The organism is Paenibacillus sp. FSL H8-0283 (genome assembly GCF_045040675.1).
GTDB lineage: Bacteria > Bacillota > Bacilli > Paenibacillales > Paenibacillaceae > Paenibacillus > Paenibacillus amylolyticus.
On sequence record NZ_CP150295.1, the window covers coordinates 2,359,724 to 2,378,266 of the forward strand.

Consider the following 18,543-nt stretch of genomic DNA (forward strand, 5'->3'; position numbering starts at 1 on the left):
GTTAGCTACCTCCTTTGCGAAGATCTAACAACCCGGATACGGCAGGCCCTTCATCTGAAACCTCACGTTGAATAGAGTTCAGCGATTGTCCAAGTGAATCCATTTTACGGCGAATATCTTCATCAGTTTGTGATTCCAGCATGATTTTGTACAAACTTTTCTCAATAGACTCCTTTTTCTCCAGCCGTTCCAGAATGACATCCAGCCCGCCGATCACCATCTCAAACATATTGATCTTCTCATGCAGCAGATTCAGAATATGTTCCTCTATGGTTCCCGTCGTAGATAAATTGAAAATGTTCACGTCATTCTGCTGTCCCAGCCGGTGTACCCGACCGATCCGCTGCTCAACCCGCATAGGGTTCCAAGGCAAATCAAAGTTGATCATATGATGGCAAAATTGCAGATTGATGCCCTCACCACCTGCTTCGGTTGCAATCATGGCCTGCACACGCCCGCGGAAGAGATCCATCATCCAGTCTTTTTTGCCTCGATTCATGCCACCCCGATAGGGTACAGCCGTAAGCCCATTGTTGCGGAAATAGTTTAGCAGATACTCCTGCGTGGCCCGGTATTCAGTGAAGATAATTACTTTTTCATTCATGTTCCGAACCAGTTCCATCGTTTTCTCCGCTTTGGTATTCTCCTTGATCGCTTTAATATGGGCAACGAGTTCCCAAATCTTGTCCCGAAGGGGAGAGTCCAGCGGAAGTTTCTTCGACAGATTAACCAGCGTCACGAATACAGCATCCCGACTGCTGCACACTTCACGCTGCAATGTAACCAGGGAGAGCATGCTGCTCAGGTTGCCGCCAGCTTCCTGGTACTGGTCTTTAACAAAGGAAGTCACGCCATCATAAAGCGCTTGTTCTTCGGGCGATAGTTGCAGATTCACGTTGGAGACGTTCCGTTTGGTAAATTGAACAGGGCCTTCGCCGCGGCGGTTACGAATCATGACTTTGGATAACTCGTTCTTAAGCTGTTCCTGATTTTTCGGAACCCGTTTGTCTACAACAAAGTTGGCCGCAAAGTCACCCTGACGACCTAGTTGACCGGGCTTCAGTAGGTTGATCAGATTGAACAATTCACTCATATCGTTCTGCACAGGTGTAGCTGTGAGCAGCAGACAATACTTTTTGCGCAATTTCAGCATGAATTGATAGTTGGTTGTTTTCTTGTTTTTGAGTTTATGAGCCTCGTCAATAATAATCATGTCGTAGTCGGTATCCAGCAGCATATCTTTATGCGGGTCACGTTTGGCTGTATCCATGGAAGCAACAACCACTTCATTCTGCCAGGAATAGGCCTTTTTCTGGGCAATAGCAGGGATGCCAAATTTTGAATTCAACTCCCGTACCCATTGCAACACAAGAGAGGCTGGCACGAGAATGAGTACCTTGGATACGAGACCCCGAACCATATATTCTTTCAGAATGAGACCGGCTTCAATGGTTTTGCCCAGACCCACCTCATCGGCGAGAATGGCCCGGCCTGACATTTCAAATAATACTCTGCGTGCAGTGTCCATCTGGTGAGGGAGTGGGGTAAGGCCTTGTAGATGCTTGAGACATTGGATCTCGTCAAAATTGGGAATAAGGTTGGTCTCTTCGGCTTGAATGCCGAGTTGAAAGAGTCGGTAATCCCCCCAAGGACCTCCTTTATCCAGTCGTGATTCCAATTGATTAATCCAGGTCCGATCAAATTCCAACGGAACGGGCAGCTCGGCTACAGGTTGATTCATGTGGTGCGGGTTTTTCCGGTTCATGGTGTTTCCTCCCCTGCCATACGTGATGACGTTTTATTCGTAGGTAATAGTATGGACGAATGAGAGTCAGTTCATAACTATATAAGTTGAACTACATTTTATTTGCACGAACACTACGATGACAGAACAACCTTCCAATCGCTGTTATCCCCAGATTTTTTGTGTCCCAAAAAATTCACTGATGTCGTATTCATGCGTATGAGGGTGTGTGAAGAAGTTTGTCCGAGCAGGGGGGTCTATAAAATAAGGCCTGTGATAAAAGTCGCATGGAAAATCAATATATGGTGTAATATACTGTTTTTATATCACTATATGTGGTGTTTGGTCATAATTTATTCTTATAGTTAAAATGGAGCTTTATACCGGGGAGGTTGAACGTAGCGATGAAATCGAACCAACGATCGTACCAATTAGAAGGACTTAGCGAAAAAATATTTCTGGACCGATACGCCTGGAAGGACGCTGATTCGAATCATGCCAAGGTCGGAGATGTGGTATTGGTATTAACGAAGGATGATCCGAAGTTCCCAACCAAGGAAGTGGGCGAAATCATAGAACGCCAGGGTCAGCTTGTACAGGTAAGAACTCGAAGCGGAGAGATGATCGAGACAAGTGTGGAGAAATTGACACTCAACATAGAAAAAACACCGGAAGAGATGTGGGACCGTCTTGCCAAAGCGATGGCTTCTGTCGAATCCACAGCCGATAAGCGGGCAACGTGGGAGTCCAAGTTCCGCTCTGTGTTGGAAGATTGGAAGTTAGTACCCGGAGGCCGAATTGCTGCGGGTGCGGGGGCAAGCGATGAGTTGACACTCTTCAATTGTTATGTCATTCCATCTCCGCAAGACAGTCGGGGTGGCATCATGAGAACCTTGACCGAGATGACGGAGATTATGGCACGTGGGGGAGGCGTAGGCATTAATTTGTCCTCTTTGCGTCCTCGCCGAGCGGTGGTGAAAGGTGTCAACGGATCATCCAGCGGTTCCGTATCGTGGGGCGGATTGTTCAGTTATACGACTGGACTGATTGAACAGGGCGGAAGCCGCCGGGGTGCGCTCATGCTGATGATGAATGACTGGCATCCGGATGTGCTTGATTTTATTACTGTGAAACAAACGATGGGGCAGGTGACCAATGCCAATCTGTCTGTATGTGTGAGCAACGCATTTATGGAGGCTGTCAAGCAGGACGGAGATTGGGACTTGGTTTTCCCCGATACGAACGATCCGGACTACGACATCGAGTGGAACGGGGATATGCAGCAATGGAAAGCCGCAGGTCATTCGGTGGTGCACTATCGTACACTGAAGGCTCGCAAAATCTGGCATACCATTATTGAATCAGCCTGGAAATCGGCAGAGCCCGGTGTGGTATTCATGGAGTACTACAACCAGATGTCCAACAGCTGGTACTTCAATCCGATCATCTGTACTAATCCTTGCGCGGAACAGGGTCTGCCTGCCTGGGGTGTATGTAATCTGTCTGCGATCAATCTGTCCAAATTCTACGATGAAACAAATCATGATGTGGCATGGGATGAACTGGCGGAAACCACTCGTATCTCGGCTAGATTTTTGGATAATGTCATCGATGCAACACCATATCATTTTGAGGAAAATAGACTGAATCAGCAGCGTGAACGCCGGGTTGGGCTTGGCACAATGGGACTGGCAGAGCTGATGATTAAGCTGCGTATTCGATACGGCAGTCCTGAATCTCTTGTTTTTCTGGATAAACTGTATGGATTCATGGCGAAGGAGGCCTATCTGGCATCGGCAGAGATTGCAACAGAGAAGGGAGCTTTTCCAGCTTTCGAAGCTGAACCGTATTTACAGAGTGGATTCATGAAAAACATGGTTGCGACGTACCCTGAAGTGGGAGAGGCCATCCGTAAACAGGGCATTCGAAATGTCACACTGATCACACAAGCGCCAACGGGAAGTACAGGTACGATGGTGGGCACATCAACAGGTATTGAGCCGTATTTCGCCTTCAAGTATTTCCGTCAAAGCCGTCTAGGTTATGATGAACAGTTCGTACCGATCGCACAAGATTGGCTGGATGAACATCCTGGTGAAGCTTTACCAGACTATTATGTGACGGCGATGGATTTGTCGGCTGAGAATCACATACGGGTGCAGGCAACGATTCAGCAATGGGTGGATAGTTCGATCTCGAAGACGGCCAACTGTCCGGCTGATTTTACAGTGGAGGATACGGCTGAGCTGTACGAACTGGCCTTCGACCTTGGCTGCAAAGGAGTAACGATATACCGTGATGGCAGCAGGGATGTGCAGGTGTTGTCCACGTCGAAGAAGGAAGAGACTCAAGGTGAAGATCAGAACACGGCGGAAGCTGAAGAGAAGACAGTCGTATCTGCTATAGAAAACCCGAATAATGCTGAAGTACAGGCAAGTGATGGAACTTCGAATAGCCAGGTTGGTGTTAGAACGCATTCTTCCGATCAAGCCCCGTCCTCTTCTACAGTGCTGGATAAACAATACAGAAGCCGTCCTCAAGTACTGCGCGGTGCGACATACAAAATCAATACGCCATTCGGGATGGCTTACATTACGATCAATGATCTGGAGGGAACGCCGGGTGAGATCTTCCTGAACGTGGGCAAAGCGGGATCGGACGTGTTTGCCATGGCTGAGGCACTCGGTCGAGTATGCTCTCTGTTCCTTCGATACGGAGATCATGGGCACAAGGTTGAACTGTTGATCAAACATCTCAAGGGAATCGGTGGTTCGGGAGCGATTGGCTTCGGGGCCAACCGGGTGGAATCGATTGCTGATGCAGTCGCCAAAGCATTGGAAAGTCATGTACAGAGCGATGTGCAGGAGAACGAACCTGGAGCATTACAAAAACAGAATCAAGTGGAGAGCACGTATCCAAAAGTAGAGGATCAGAAAACCTTTATCGAATCGAGAGATTTATGTCCTTCATGCGGCTCGGCATCCCTGATGAATGTGGAAGGTTGCAAAACATGCAGCAACTGTGGGTACAGTAAATGCAATTAAATATCTTTTGAAAAAAAGAGAAAAAGAAAGGCACTCCTGACTCCATTACGAAGTCAGGAATGCCTTTTTGTCATTTAGCTAACTAACACCAATCTTGGCATCGATCTGCAAGTGATTTCAATTCATTAAATACAACACCAGCATGGTAGCCGTCGCACACGGCGTGATGTAACTGAACGGATAAGGGAAGATATACTTTATCGTTCTGTTGAACATATTTCCCCATCGTGAAAATAGGCAACAAGTAGGTTCCCTCATTGTAAATATTCAGATTAAATCCCGTAAAGTTCACCCAAGGAATACTGGAAACGGGAAAAGTATTTGGCGGTTCATTGGGTTTGGCAACAAATTGTTTGTGATCTTTGTAATTCTTCATATCTTCCAGATAACGAATGTGGAACGTCTCAAAATCTTCATGGAATGCTGTCCAGATCGTTGAGAAACTTTTGTTGTCCTCATGAAAAATTGTATAACTCGGAGACATTTCGTCCCAGTAGCCCAATCTGCCCTCGGCGTCAAAACAAGTTCGAAATTCCCTGTGTGCATTGACAACCGTAGAGATCATGTGAATAAGAGCGGGATAGAACTTCAATCCTTTAAGCTTCAGTTCGTTGATCAATAGAGTGATATCCAGATTAGCAGTTATGCTGTAGGTACATCTGACCTGATTCAAGTAGTGGTCAAAGTATGGCTTTCGATCCCACTGATCTAACACGATTAAATTAAACATAAGTTATAACCTCCTAAATTTGAATAATGGATTTATTTAGGAGGTATATTTGACTGATTTGACCATATCCTATCACATTCCCAGTATCGTATTTTTAGAAATTGACCATTTCAGTATACCATGATAGTGAATATGTCGCTTATAGCGAAATCGTCTGCAAAACGCTTTTTCAACCTGTTTCTTTCCTTTATAATTAAAATTGTCTTTATAACGAAGAAGAGAGGGGATTAGATGCGTCAGCCGATAGAAGAACCTAAATTTTATTCTTATCCTGGAATGGTAGCGGTGGTGACTTCACGTCATGAGGGAGTCCAGAATGTGATGGCGTCCGGATGGCATACATACATCGGATCATCACCAGGCGTATACGGCATCTCCCTTCGTAAGGAAACATACTCCTATGAACTCATTGAGAAGAGTGGCGTATTCGGTGTTCATTTCCTGCCAGGTCATCGATCGGAGTGGATTCAAGCTGCAGGAACGTTCAGTGGGAGAGATACGGATAAATTCACAAGATTCGGCATTCCGTATGAGGAAGGAATCAAGGTAAGTGTACCCATTTTGACAGATGCTTATTTTGCTTATGAATGCAAGGTTATGGAGATTACGACATATGGTGACCATGAATGGATTGCAGGCGAAGTGTTGCAGCGATATCAGGATCAGAAGTACTTTCTGGAGAATGGAATGGTTGATCTGGAGAAGTTGCAAATCCCAATGTACACAGGGCGTTCAGCATACCGGATCATGGATGCGAGGACAGAAGAAAAGATTCACCCGTTCCACCTCTAGGGTCCTAGGCAAGAAGAAGCAATTATGAGCAAAACTTTCAATCCGGTCTGACATAGGTTTATAATGGATATTGGCTGCTGAGCAAGTCGGCAGCCTTTTGTTATGAATTCAATTGTTTCAATCGATGTGTGCGTGGGTATGCTGGTTTGCGCAAGCGGGACAGGTAATTTTAGCCACTCGATGAAAAGTACTATATTTAACGACAAAATTAGAGTATGATTTTACAGCTATATGAGCTGGCAGGAAAGGTTACATCGGTTTAATCGTTTGTAACTATTCCTGTAAAGTATAAGGCTTAATACGGGCGTATAATGCTAAACGTGAACTCACGAATGAATATAAAGAATATTTTAATAATTAAACTTAATGGACAGGCAACTCGTCTTCTTTAAGATTATAGAATTCACACAGAATGTCGCATCATCGGATCGTGCTTCTAACAGAAGCTTTTCTTATGTTGTAAATGAAAGATGGAAGGTGCAATACGTATGTTAATGACAACCAGAACGATCAGGAGTTCCTTTATGCCCCCAACACCGATGTTGTTGACTCACAGTAACAAGGAGGGGCATGCATGTCACAATCGTTAAATCGTAAGAGACATATGAACGGACTTGACGGCTTGCGAGCCATCGCTGTACTTGCGGTAATTGCGTATCATCTGAATTTGGATTTTATTCCGGGCGGACTGCTCGGTGTAGGTATATTTTTTGTTCTCTCGGGATATTTAATTACAGATATTCTCGTGTCACAGTGGCAGGAACATGGACGCATTTCACTCGGTGATTTCTGGGTAAGACGGGTAAGGCGTTTGCTTCCAGGCATGCTGACTATGACAGCTGTGGTGATGATCTGGTTGGCTTGTACAGATCCATCCCGGCTTGCTGCACTTCGTGGTGATATCGTTTCGGGTGTATTATACATAAGCAATTGGTGGTATATCTTTCACAACGTTTCCTATTTCGAAAGTTTTGGCCCTCCATCACCGTTTGGACATTTCTGGTCACTGGCTGTGGAAGAGCAATTTTATCTTATATGGCCTCTTCTACTGATCGCAGCAATCGTAGTGTTCAAAAGAAAGGGATGGCTGGTCGTTTTCATTGTCGTCGCAGCTGAATTATCTGCTGGCGCAATGGCCATCATGTATAATCCGGATTTGGACCCGAGCCGTGTATATTATGGAACAGACACGCGGGCATTTGCACTGCTTGCTGGTGCTGCTCTTGCCGTGGTGTGGCCTAGTCGCAAGCTATCGAACTCTCTGTCTGGCATGAACCGGCTTGTGCTCGATGTGTCGGGACTTGCTGCGCTCGCTTTGTTAATCTACATGATGCTGAACAGCAGTGAATACGATCCGTTTCTGTATCAAGGGGGCATGGTGCTTCAGGCTATCGCAACAACGTTGCTGGTAGCGGTGTTGGCTCACCCATCGTCTTTCCTGGCACGTATCATTGGCGCGAAGCCATTACGCTGGATCGGAGAGCGATCCTACGGATTATATCTGTGGCATTATCCTGTCATTATTTTAACCAATCCCGCGGTGGATACGGGAGGAGCACATCCTGTACGCATCATTTTACAGGTTGCTGTAACGGTTGTACTGGCCTCATTGTCCCTTAAATATATTGAAAATCCGATTCGGTACAATGGATTCCGTGATTCTTGGTCCCGATTATGGGGAAGAGGGCGTTCATCAATCGGTATACGTAACGTATGGTGGAAGCGGGCAGGTCTGTTGATGACGATTCTGCTGTTGTCCTATACGGTATCTCAGATAATGGTCTCCCATGCAGCGAACTCCGATTACCATTCGGTATCGATGTCCAACACATTGAATGGAGAGAATTCCGTAGCGGAGGAACAGGGACAGGATGTGTTGCCAGCTATTACAGGAACGTCAGGCTCTGGCCAAAAGAACGATGCTCATACCCATAAACCGGAAGCAGGAACGAAAGATGATCCGGGGAAAAATGAGAAGCCAACAGGAGAGCCTGCTCCAGACTCAAAACCTGACGACCAAGACAATTCAGTGAATGCTGGCAAGGACGGTCAGTCTGAAGATAAGCCGGCTGATGACTCCGTGACGAACGAGAATGATACACCGGATGACGCCGGATCGAATCAATCCGATAATACGGATCATACGGATGATGCACCTGATTCATCTCAGGACAATGAAGAAACGGCTCCTCCTGTTCAGGATGGCAAGGTTCATTATACCGTCATTGGAGATTCGGTGATTTTGGATGCAAAACCGTATCTGGAGCAAAGTATATCGGGAGTGTATGTGGACGGACATGTCGGTCGTCAGATGTGGCAGGCAGGCGATGTATTGGAAGGTCTGAAGCAAAACAACCAAATGGGCAGCAAAGTGGTGCTGGAGCTCGGGACGAATGGTTCCTTTAACTCCAAAAACTTGAATGCTGTGCTTGATTATCTGAAGGATGAGGATCGGGTATATCTGGTTACTGTGCGCGTACCTCGTCCATGGGAACGAACGGTAAACAGGGCGTTGAATGAGGCAGCATCCAAATACAGTAATGTCTCGTTGATTGACTGGAACAGTGCAAGTGAGGGACATGACGAATATTTTGAAAAAGATGGCGTACATCTCACTACGCAAGGGTCCGAAGCTTTTGCAGAACTGGTGAAGAACAGTATCCAATAATACGCAATCCATATTTAATACGATTTAGCACTTATTCATTATATATAGCCTGGGGTGAAGCTACCGACGGCTGCAACAAGAAAGAGCTCTCATTGTGAGGGCTCTTTTTATATGTTATGAACAAATAAGTCAGCAAAGTAAATTCCAAACATGGGAACCGATATTTTTCACCCCTGCATCCGTGGATCGTCACCTTACGGTATGATAGCGTTAACATTTACAATAAGTGTATTCAAATCGCCGAGGGGGATTATAGAGATGTTGAAAAAATGGCTTTCGGGTTTCCTGGCAATAACATTGTTCTCCATTATTCTGGCTGGCTGTGCTGGCGGGGACACTTCAGAAGGAGGCAGCGGCAATGACAAAGTAACCGTCACACTCTGGCACAACTGGACCGGACAGGATGCAAAGGCGGTTGCGATGCGCAAAATAATTGAAGATTTCCGCGCGGCGCATCCAGATATTGAAGTTGTGGATGAAGGCCTGCCAACAGATGGTCTCAAAACCCGGCTTCGTACGGTGGCCGCTGCCAACGAGATGCCAGACCTGTTCGTGATGTGGCCGGATGCCATGACGAAGGAATTTGTCAAAGGGGATCTGTTACAGCCCATTAATGCAGAGCTGGACGCAAAGCCGGAGTGGAAAGATAACTTTATCCCGAATGCACTGGACGGATACACCGTAGACGGGAATATCTACTCCGTGCCGATGAATCTGGCGCCAAGTTCCTTCATTTATTACAATGAAGCTCTTTTCAAACAGTACAACGTAAAAGTGCCTGAGACCTGGGCGGAACTGGAACAAGCGATTGCTACTTTTAATCAAAATAAAGTCATTCCCATGGCACTTGGCAACAAAGCCAACTGGGTAGCTCAATCAACGATATTCAGTACACTGGCTGATCGAATTACCGGCACAGACTGGTTCTTGAAAGCGGCAGCACAAGAGGGTGCAAGCTTTACCGATCCACAATTTATTGAAGCCTTGAACAAGATGCAGGAGCTTGGCAACACCAAAGCATTCCAAGATGGATTCAACAGTATCGATGAGACACAGATGATGCAGCTTTATTTCCAAGGTAAGGCAGCGATGGTCATGAACGGCGGATGGGCCTTGGCAAATCTGGTGAACAATGCACCTGAAGAGGTGTTGAACAACACACATATTACGATTCTTCCTCCAGTGGACGGAGGTCAGGGTGAACCAAGAACAACATCCGGTGTAGTAGGAACCGGGTTGGGTGTAAGTAAAAAGCTGAGCGGTGCACAAAAAGAGGCAGCGATGGAGCTGTTCTATGCGCTGGCAGGACCTGATGGTCAGAAGGCCACATTGGATAGCAGCACATTGGTGAGTTACAAGATTGATCTGGACAAAACCAAAGCACATCCATTGTTCGTAGAATTATATGATCTGATGCAGGAAGTGAAGATCACGCCAGTATACGATTCCAAGCTGGGATCGGCAACGGTTGAGGTTATTAATAATGCATTGCAAGAGTTGCTTATGGGCGGCAAGGCCGAAGACATTGCAGCCAAAATTCAGGCGGCTCAAGCCAATGCAGTTAGTCAGTAACCATTCGTTAAAACCCCTTCCCGGCAGGGGAGGGGTTTTAAGTATGAATGGGACAGTCAGTTACAAGTTGGTAAAGGCATTTATGGAAGGGAAGTGAACAGATGAACGCACTGCGCAGTCGGCGTTTTATTATGCTGGGGCTGGCCCCGGCAGTCATCATTTATGCATTGTTTGTATTTGTACCGGTCGTGTGGTCGGCATACTACGGTTTCTTCAACTGGTCCGGCATTGGCGCATCCAAATATATTGGTGTGGATAATTACATTGAGATCTGGCATGATCCTGTGTTCTGGCGAGCACTGAAAAATAACGTTATTTTTGTGTTGGCATCGGTATTTGGACAAATTCCATTAGCGCTGATGTTGGCGGTCATCTTACACAAAAGTAATCCGTTACAGCGGTTTCTGCGCTCAGCCGTATTTCTGCCGATGGTGTTATCCACTGTCGTTATCGGTATGATCTGGCAGTATATCTATCATCCGCAGATCGGGATATTGAACTTTCTGCTGGACGCACTGGGGCTGGAAAGTTGGAAGCTGCAATGGCTTTCCGATGACAAGATTGCCATTTTCTCATTGGTACCGCCGCTGCTCTGGAGCTTTGTCGGGTTGTATCTGATTATCTTCATCTCGGCGTTGCAGAATATTCCCGGCGAGATTCATGATGCTGCCAAAATAGACGGTGCTTCAGGAATTCGGAAACTGGTATCGGTCTCTTTGCCCATAATCTGGGGTACGGTTCAGGTAGCGATCATTCTATGTATTTCGGGTAGTCTGAAATCATTCGATCTGGTCTACATCATGACCAAGGGTGGTCCGGCACATGCGACGGAACTGCTTGCAACGTATATGTACAATTCAACCTTTACAACATACCGATATGGTTTTGGTAGTGCGATCTCCACAACCATCGTACTGATCTCCCTGCTGCTGATCGGAACAAGCCAGTGGCTAACTAGTCGCAAACGAAAAGAGAATCAATAGAGAGGAGGAGTTATCATGCGCGTGACACCTGTATCCATGCCATCACCTCGAAGCAGCTCGGGCCATCCGATTCGCCGTCTACGTAGCGGAATTGTTTGGACGCTGCTAACGGTCTATGGTATTTTAACATTGTATCCTTTCTACTGGCTCGTGATTAGTGCATTCAAAACAAATGAAGATTTCTATAGCAGGCCCTTTGGTCTTCCGGAAAACTGGAATGTTGCCAATTTCAGCAATGCATGGGAAAGCTCCAGGCTAGGGACCGCTTTTGGCAATTCACTAATCGTATCGGTGGGGTCACTTATTCTGACGCTGTTTATTGCAGCGCTGGCTTCATTCATCCTGGCTCGTTTCCAGTTTCGCTGGAAAGGGTTAATCATGACCTTCTTTGTTGTTGGTATGCTCATTCCGATCCATAGTACGCTTGTCCCCTTATTTATTCTAATGAAACAGATGTCCTTGCTAAATACGTACTGGGCCTTAATATTACCTTATACGGCTTTTGCATTGCCTACGGCCATTTTTGTGCTTACGGCTTATCTGACAAGTGTTCCACGTGATATTGAAGAGGCAGCTTTCATTGATGGAACAGGACTTTGGGGGCTGTTTACCCGGATCATGTTACCCATGTCTGTACCTGCGTTGTCAACGGTTACGATCCTGAGTTTCCTGCATGCGTGGAATGACTTTTCATTTGCGCTTGTATTCATCAACAAAACCGGATTGAAAACGTTACCGCTGTCCATTGCGAACTTTGCGGATGGGTATCAAACCGATTACGGATTAACGCTTGCTGCCATGACACTATCGGTCATTCCAACCATTATCTTGTATCTCATATTCCAGGAACAAGTTATGAAAGGCATGACAGCAGGAGCTGTCAAAGGATAAGCGAAAGCGCATCCAGAGGAGGAGAAACGTTTGGCACGCTGGCTCACATCTTCGTTACAAAGGAAGCTATCGGTCGTCGTGACGGCTTCAATGATTGTGCCATTGCTGGCGTTGGGTCTGTTCGCCTTTCTGATCTCTTCCCGCATTACAGAGCAAAAAACAAAGCTGTCCGGCATGGATACGCTGAAACAGGTGGAAGCGAATCTTCGTTATATGTTACAAGATGCCGAGAACCTATCGATTTTTCTGATTGGAGAACGGGACATCCAGCAGTATCTTAGCCACAATGAAGATCATGAGCTGGACCGGGTGGATATCCTGGGCAGGATGACCAATCTGGCTGCTTCCAAGAAATATATTGCGAACATCGCCATATATCCAAGCCGATTCGATGCCACATTGTCTACGGCTACCTGGTATGAATCCAATAATTCAAGCTTATCTTATCCACCAGTGCCGAGCGGTGAAGCAGTGAAAAAATGGACGGGGGTATACCCGGTGCAGAATTACGCGGGTATTCAAAATGTGATCACATTGGTTCGGCCAATCCGTAGTATCCATGATTATCGACCCATCGGCTGGTTAGCCATTAGTCTGGATGAGAAGGCCATATCCAAGGGATGGGCGGCTCTGGGATTAGGCAGAGGGCAAGGCAGACTGGAGCTCATCGGCAGTTCTGGAGAGATTCTGTCTTCGATGGACAAATCTCGGCTTGGACTTAAGCTGGAAGGTGTCGAACCAGGGATTTCGACGTTAATTCAGGATGGCGGTAACGGAACCACCACGTATGGCAGTGGTGACGATAAACGGACGTTGCTCTATTATCCGGAAGAATTGACGGGGTGGACGTTGGTTGGAACAGTCCCATACGACCAGTACAAGTCCGAGAATCGGTACATTCTTATTCTAACCGGCTGCGCCGTTGCCATGTCTGCTGTGATCAGTGCTGGCTTGGTCTGGTTTACGGTGCGGCGTGTGACGAGGCCGCTTCGTGTGCTTACCCGGCATCTGTCCCGAATTGATCCGGAACGCCCGCTTCCTCTGTTTCGATCTGAAAGTGATGACGAGATTGGCAGGCTTGGGGAGAGTTACAATCTGCTCGGTGCACATATTCAGTTATTAAAGGAAGAGGTTATTCGAGGTGAAGCTCGCAAAAAAGAAGCGGATCTTCGGGTGCTTCAGGCGCAGATTAATCCGCACTTCCTATATAACACGCTCTCTTCCATTCACTGGATTGCCTTAATGTCTGAAGAGAAGAGAATTGCGGATATGGTTGAGGGCCTGAGTGATTTTCTGCGTATCAGCTTGAATAATGGTCAGGATTACTGCCCTGTGGAACAGGAGATTGCTCATATTCGCCATTATGTGCGTGTGCAGTCGATTCGTTTCCCTGATCAATTTGTGTTGCATTATATCGTAGATCCAGCGCTTGAGAAGCGAATGATGCTGAAGTTATTGCTACAACCGCTTGTTGAGAACGCCATGATTCATGGCATTCAGCCCAAAGCAGGCGTGGGTACCATCACCATAATGATTCGTAAGGACCCGGATAATGAACAGATGAATGTGCTGGTGCTGGATGATGGTGTTGGCATGGAGCCGGACAGACTGGAACAATTAAGGATAAGTATTAGGGAATGGAAGGGAAAACAGCCGGAAAAACAGCTAAACCAAGGCGGTTATGGGCTCTGCAATGTAAATGAGAGACTGCTGCTCCATTATGGAGCGGATGCACAGCTTGAAGTAGACAGCAGGGTTGGGGGAGGTACCCGGATTTCGTTTTCCATTCCAATCTTGGAGGGTTCGCCATGAGACTATTAATTGTTGATGACGAAGTCATTATCCGTACAGGGCTTGCCAGCGTTATCGCGTGGCATGAACTCGGAATTGAGCTTCTTCAACCTGCTGCCTCGGCAGAGGAGGCGTTAACACGCATGGCTGAGGAACGTCCGAATATCCTGATGACGGATATTCGGATGACAGGCAGATCGGGGCTGGAACTGGCAGAAGAGGGACTACGATTGTTACCTGAGCTGGAGGTCATTATTTTGTCTGGATACGATGACTTTTCTTATGCCCAACAGGCCATTCGCCAAGGCGTTACAGATTATCTGCTCAAAACAAGCAAACCGGAAGAGATCATCAAAACCGTATTACAGGCCAAACAGCGAATCACGGAACGTTGGGCAGAGAAGTCCAGAGAGGGCCAGCTTATGCGGGAGAATCGAGAGCGGTTATTTGCTGGATGGATCATTGATGGTGACACCGCTTCGGGCCATTTTCCTTCATTCTTGCGATCTGATGCTGGAAAAGAGGCAGGGGTTGTTGGCCTTGATGATGAACAGATTCTCAGACAAGTCATTATTCTTCGAGCAGAGGGTTGGGATCAATCCTCGGATGCGCTATTACGATTTGCGGTGCAGAATACCCTGGAGGATATGTTACCTGGTGCCATTGCTCATGTAGAGAAACAGCAAATTATCTGTGTAGTTTCATGGCCGCCTGTGGAACATGAAACTACGTTCAGGCTGGAGAGTGCACTACGTCGGGTGGAGCAATTACTGAAGTGCACCCTCCGCGCAGCGGTAGGTCTGCCTATGCGTGGATATGCAGATCTGCACGAAAGCTATAGAACTGCTTCAGTTGCCTTCCGATATCGGGGTTTGATGGATTATAAAGTATGGCATTATGAGCACGTTCAGGATCGCCAAGGTGGTAAAACTGTACTTACGCACGAAGAGGAGACCAGACTTGGTACAATATTGCTGGATAATGATTCAGTCACGTTAACGACATGGACGCGGGAACTTGTGGCTAATCTGATTACAGAACCGGAGGTCACACCAGAATCGTTCAATGCTTGTTTGCACTCGGCTGTCATTGCAGGTCATCGCTGGCTGACTCGCACAATGCGAGCCACAGGCCGTGAAGAACCCGCAAGGCTCGAGCCCTGGTTGCCGGAACCGGATGCCGAAGCTGCGGAGCTCGGGGATATGCTGTTCCATCATCTGTATGGTCTGATGCATGTCTATCATAGCCGAATGGGTCAGGGACAGGCTGCCCATGTGCAGAAGGCTATCGGTTATATTGAATCATCATTGGCACAGGATATTAATCTGCAGCAGGTAGCTGGACATGTTCATTTGCATCCGGGTCACCTCAGTGAACTGTTTAAAAAAGAAATGGGTGTGACCTTCGTAGATTTTGTCACCGATATGCGTATACGAAGAGCGATGGATATGCTCGCGGTGTCTCCAGCGAAGGTCAGTGAAGTCGCTGCAATCAGCGGCTACGAGGACGTGAAATATTTTAGCAGACTGTTCAAAAAACATACCGGCAAGACCCCGAGTGAATATCGCGAAGAGGCTTTGTCGTTCAAGCCTTCGGGAAGTTAGAAATGAGCAGATTAGGAAACATGTCTTGCCTTTCTGCAAACGTTTTCGATATGGTATTACTCAGGGTTATTGGAGAGTGAGGGCATACTGATGAAGACCTATAGTTCAAGTCAGGATTTATCGGGACAATGGAAGATACAGCATTTTGAAGTTGGAGAGAAGCGGGCAATGGATGTGGCAGCTGCTGCACTGGATGACCGTTTCTGGATCGGGGCTGAAGTGCCTGGCGATGTACATGCTGCATTGGTTGAGCGCAGTATCATTGATCCGCCCTATTACGGACATAATGATGCCAAAAGTCGCTGGATTGAACAAAAGGAATGGTGGTACCGCACAACCTTCAATCTGGTAAGAGATGCAGAGACGGAGGAGCACTTTGAATTAGTGTTCGAAGGATTGGATACGTTTGCAACGATATATGTCAACGGCCATGAAGTCGGGAAAACGGCCAATATGCTTATGTCACATGCATTTGATGTAACATCTCTGGTACGTAGCGGTTGGAATGCGATTGCTGTCAAGTTTGATCCGCTTCACCTGCATCACCGGGACAAAGAAACCTTTGACTGGTCCTCGTATACGAAGGAACGGCCATGGTTGCGCAAAGCAGCGATGAACTTTGGCTGGGACTGGGGTCCACGCATGGTTACGGTGGGGATCTGGGGTACAGTAAGGCTGGAAAAACGAACAATCGCCAAGCTGGAAAATGTGTATGCTCGTACGGAATCAGTCAGTTCAGAGTTGGCAGTCTTACATGTCACGGCGGATGTGAAGTCGGTCTTGTCTTACCGTAGCAGACAGAAACGTGAGCAGGCTGTGGTTGTGACCTGTAATGTTCGTCTGTTGGATCGCAGTGGACACGAGGTGGCAGGTGTCACTGAACTACCCGTAGAGGGTGGTATAGCAGATACCACATTAAACGTTACGTCACCTCAGTTATGGTGGACTCATGATCTGGGTGAGCCGTATCTGTATACGCTGGAGGTTACATTATTCGCCGATGGCGTTGAGGTGGATCGTTATAGCGAGCCTTATGGGTTACGAACGATTGAGCTGGCTCTTCACAATGAACGGGGTGAAGATGCATTTACTTTTATTCTGAACGGAGTCAAAGTATATGCCAAGGGTGCCAACTGGATTCCGGCTGATCATCTGATTGGCGCCATCCCGAACTCTCGATATCGTGAGCTTGTCGAGCTGTCGGTGGAAGGGCATATGAACATGTTGCGTGTCTGGGCTGGTGGTATATATGAGAAGGATGTCTTCTACGATGAGTGTGATCGGCAAGGAGTGTTGGTGTGGCAGGATTTTGCATTTGCAAACGCATTATTCCCGGATTTCAATCGTGATTTCATGGATAATGTACGGCAAGAGGTAGAAAACAATGTCCTGCGCCTGCGTAACCGTGCCTCGCTTGCCCTCTGGTGTGGTAATAACGAGATTGACTGGCTCTATGATATGAAGTCTGCAAGTGGAGATATTACCAGCCCGTTCTACGGTGAACTTATCTATCATGAGCTGATCCCTGAAGTGCTGGAGCGATTGGATCTGTCTCGTCCGTACTGGCCTTCTTCGCCGTTCGGGGACAGTAACGGTCAGGATGCGAATGACCCGGATGTGGGGGATCGCCACAACTGGCAGGTATGGCATGGTTCGGTCTATCCAAGGAAGCATGGAGAGCCACCACTGCTGGACTACAGTATTGAAGGTGTAACGTTCAAAAATTACAAAAACGACCATGCATTGTTCAGTAGTGAATTTGGTATGCACGCCTCGGCCAATCGTTACACACTGGAGAAAAATATGCCCGCAGGTCAGTTTTACTGGGGCAGTCCGGAGATGGCCTATCGTAACAAAGATACCAACCACCAGAAAGGTATTTTGTTGATGGAGGGTTACACAGGGATTCCGCAAGATATAGAAGAGTATATGAACTACTCCATGCTTACTCAAGCAGAAGGGCTACGATATGGAATTGAACATTTCCGGCGCATCAATCACCGCAACAGCGGAGCGCTTGTATGGCAATTGAACGATAGTTGGCCAGGAACAAGCTGGTCCATGATTGATTATGAACTGCTGCCGAAGGCATCCTTTTATTATGGGAAAATATTCTTTCATCCTGTCCTGTTGTCACTGGAGCATGAGCCGGGTGAGCCGCTTGCGTTGTGGGTTGTGAACGATACACGTGACGTCTTGAAAGGGGAGCTTCGACTCAATGTCTATGCATTGGATGGAGAGAAGATCTACTCCAGCTCACATGCTGTTGAAGTAACATCCCAATCCTCACGGTGTATTGTTGAATTAACTGAAGTAGAGGTGTTACAGGGTAGACGCGCGGAGGAAGTAATGGTTGAGTTGATATCCGAAGGATTTGCGGCACCGAGTAATCGTTACTTCTTGCGCGATCCTAAGGATGTGACGTTACCAGAGTCGCAATTGAGCGTACATGTGAACGAGGAGGAGCAGTCTGTTACGGTTACGGCCAGTGGTGGGATTGCACGATTGGTGAAGTTGGAGCTTCCCCTTGGGCGTGTCCGATTCAGTGACAATTATTTCGATCTGCTCCCCGGTGAGAGCCGAACAGTGAGACTACTTCACCCAGAGCAAACGTCTCTGCCACTGACAGAACTTCGAGTTAGTGCCATGAACGGCAGAGAAGGATAAAATAATAATCACAGACTTCGAATCTTATTCGAGGTTCAAGGTGGTAATCCTGATCAG

General features: G+C 47.1%; 11 protein-coding genes. 9 read left to right on the forward strand and 2 right to left on the reverse strand.

Going from position 1 to position 18,543, the window contains the following annotated elements:
• Position 1: 1 nt before the first annotated feature.
• Positions 2-1,765, reverse strand: a complete 1,764-nt coding sequence (locus MHI52_RS10795; protein WP_340982902.1) for an SNF2-related protein — start codon at positions 1,763-1,765, stop codon at positions 2-4.
• Between the two features lie 383 nt (positions 1,766-2,148).
• Here MHI52_RS10795 and MHI52_RS10800 point away from each other — a divergent pair, with 383 nt between their 5' ends.
• Positions 2,149-4,788: an adenosylcobalamin-dependent ribonucleoside-diphosphate reductase gene (locus tag MHI52_RS10800; RefSeq protein WP_405158995.1), complete on the forward strand. Its 2,640-nt coding sequence runs from the start codon at positions 2,149-2,151 to the stop codon at positions 4,786-4,788.
• Positions 4,789-4,870: 82 nt separating this feature from the next.
• Here MHI52_RS10800 and catA read toward each other — a convergent pair whose 3' ends face one another.
• Complete coding sequence (gene catA / locus MHI52_RS10805) at positions 4,871-5,518, reverse strand: type A chloramphenicol O-acetyltransferase (RefSeq protein ID WP_405158996.1); 648 nt, start codon at positions 5,516-5,518, stop codon at positions 4,871-4,873.
• Positions 5,519-5,749: 231 nt separating this feature from the next.
• On the opposite strand from catA, the gene MHI52_RS10810 reads away from it, so the two are divergent.
• The 8 genes from MHI52_RS10810 (at position 5,750) to MHI52_RS10845 (ending at position 18,486) form a co-directional block, all read left to right on the forward strand.
• Positions 5,750-6,310 carry a flavin reductase family protein gene (locus tag MHI52_RS10810; RefSeq protein ID WP_405158997.1) on the forward strand — a complete coding sequence of 187 codons (561 nt, stop codon included), beginning with the start codon at positions 5,750-5,752 and terminating at the stop codon, positions 6,308-6,310.
• Between the two features lie 574 nt (positions 6,311-6,884).
• A complete protein-coding gene (locus MHI52_RS10815) occupies positions 6,885-8,978 on the forward strand; it encodes an acyltransferase family protein (protein ID WP_405158998.1) in 2,094 nt (697 codons plus the stop codon).
• A 258-nt stretch (positions 8,979-9,236) separates the two neighbouring features.
• Entirely contained in the window at positions 9,237-10,550 is a 1,314-nt protein-coding gene (locus tag MHI52_RS10820) for an extracellular solute-binding protein (protein ID WP_036609593.1), read from the forward strand.
• 101 nt (positions 10,551-10,651) lie between these two features.
• Positions 10,652-11,533, forward strand: a complete 882-nt coding sequence (locus MHI52_RS10825; RefSeq protein ID WP_076318446.1) for a carbohydrate ABC transporter permease — start codon at positions 10,652-10,654, stop codon at positions 11,531-11,533.
• Between the two features lie 36 nt (positions 11,534-11,569).
• The gene (locus tag MHI52_RS10830) at positions 11,570-12,424 is read left to right on the forward strand and encodes a carbohydrate ABC transporter permease (RefSeq protein WP_405159379.1); all 855 of its coding nucleotides are present in this window, start codon (positions 11,570-11,572) and stop codon (positions 12,422-12,424) included.
• Positions 12,425-12,454: 30 nt separating this feature from the next.
• Complete coding sequence (locus tag MHI52_RS10835) at positions 12,455-14,236, forward strand: sensor histidine kinase (RefSeq protein ID WP_405158999.1); 1,782 nt, start codon at positions 12,455-12,457, stop codon at positions 14,234-14,236.
• The gene (locus MHI52_RS10840; RefSeq protein WP_405159000.1) at positions 14,233-15,819 is read left to right on the forward strand and encodes a helix-turn-helix domain-containing protein; all 1,587 of its coding nucleotides are present in this window, start codon (positions 14,233-14,235) and stop codon (positions 15,817-15,819) included. Before MHI52_RS10835 ends, MHI52_RS10840 begins: the two co-directional genes overlap by 4 nt.
• A 90-nt stretch (positions 15,820-15,909) precedes the next feature.
• Complete coding sequence (locus tag MHI52_RS10845; protein ID WP_405159001.1) at positions 15,910-18,486, forward strand: glycosyl hydrolase 2 galactose-binding domain-containing protein; 2,577 nt, start codon at positions 15,910-15,912, stop codon at positions 18,484-18,486.
• Positions 18,487-18,543 lie beyond the last annotated feature (57 nt).

Coding starts and splice junctions, on each gene's coding strand:
- MHI52_RS10795 (WP_340982902.1), bottom strand. CDS start 1,765: ATGAACCGGAAAAACCCGCACCACATGAATCAACCTGTAGCCGAGCTG.
- MHI52_RS10800 (WP_405158995.1), top strand. CDS start 2,149: ATGAAATCGAACCAACGATCGTACCAATTAGAAGGACTTAGCGAAAAA.
- catA (WP_405158996.1), bottom strand. CDS start 5,518: ATGTTTAATTTAATCGTGTTAGATCAGTGGGATCGAAAGCCATACTTT.
- MHI52_RS10810 (WP_405158997.1), top strand. CDS start 5,750: ATGCGTCAGCCGATAGAAGAACCTAAATTTTATTCTTATCCTGGAATG.
- MHI52_RS10815 (WP_405158998.1), top strand. CDS start 6,885: ATGTCACAATCGTTAAATCGTAAGAGACATATGAACGGACTTGACGGC.
- MHI52_RS10820 (WP_036609593.1), top strand. CDS start 9,237: ATGTTGAAAAAATGGCTTTCGGGTTTCCTGGCAATAACATTGTTCTCC.
- MHI52_RS10825 (WP_076318446.1), top strand. CDS start 10,652: ATGAACGCACTGCGCAGTCGGCGTTTTATTATGCTGGGGCTGGCCCCG.
- MHI52_RS10830 (WP_405159379.1), top strand. CDS start 11,570: ATGCCATCACCTCGAAGCAGCTCGGGCCATCCGATTCGCCGTCTACGT.
- MHI52_RS10840 (WP_405159000.1), top strand. CDS start 14,233: ATGAGACTATTAATTGTTGATGACGAAGTCATTATCCGTACAGGGCTT.
- MHI52_RS10845 (WP_405159001.1), top strand. CDS start 15,910: ATGAAGACCTATAGTTCAAGTCAGGATTTATCGGGACAATGGAAGATA.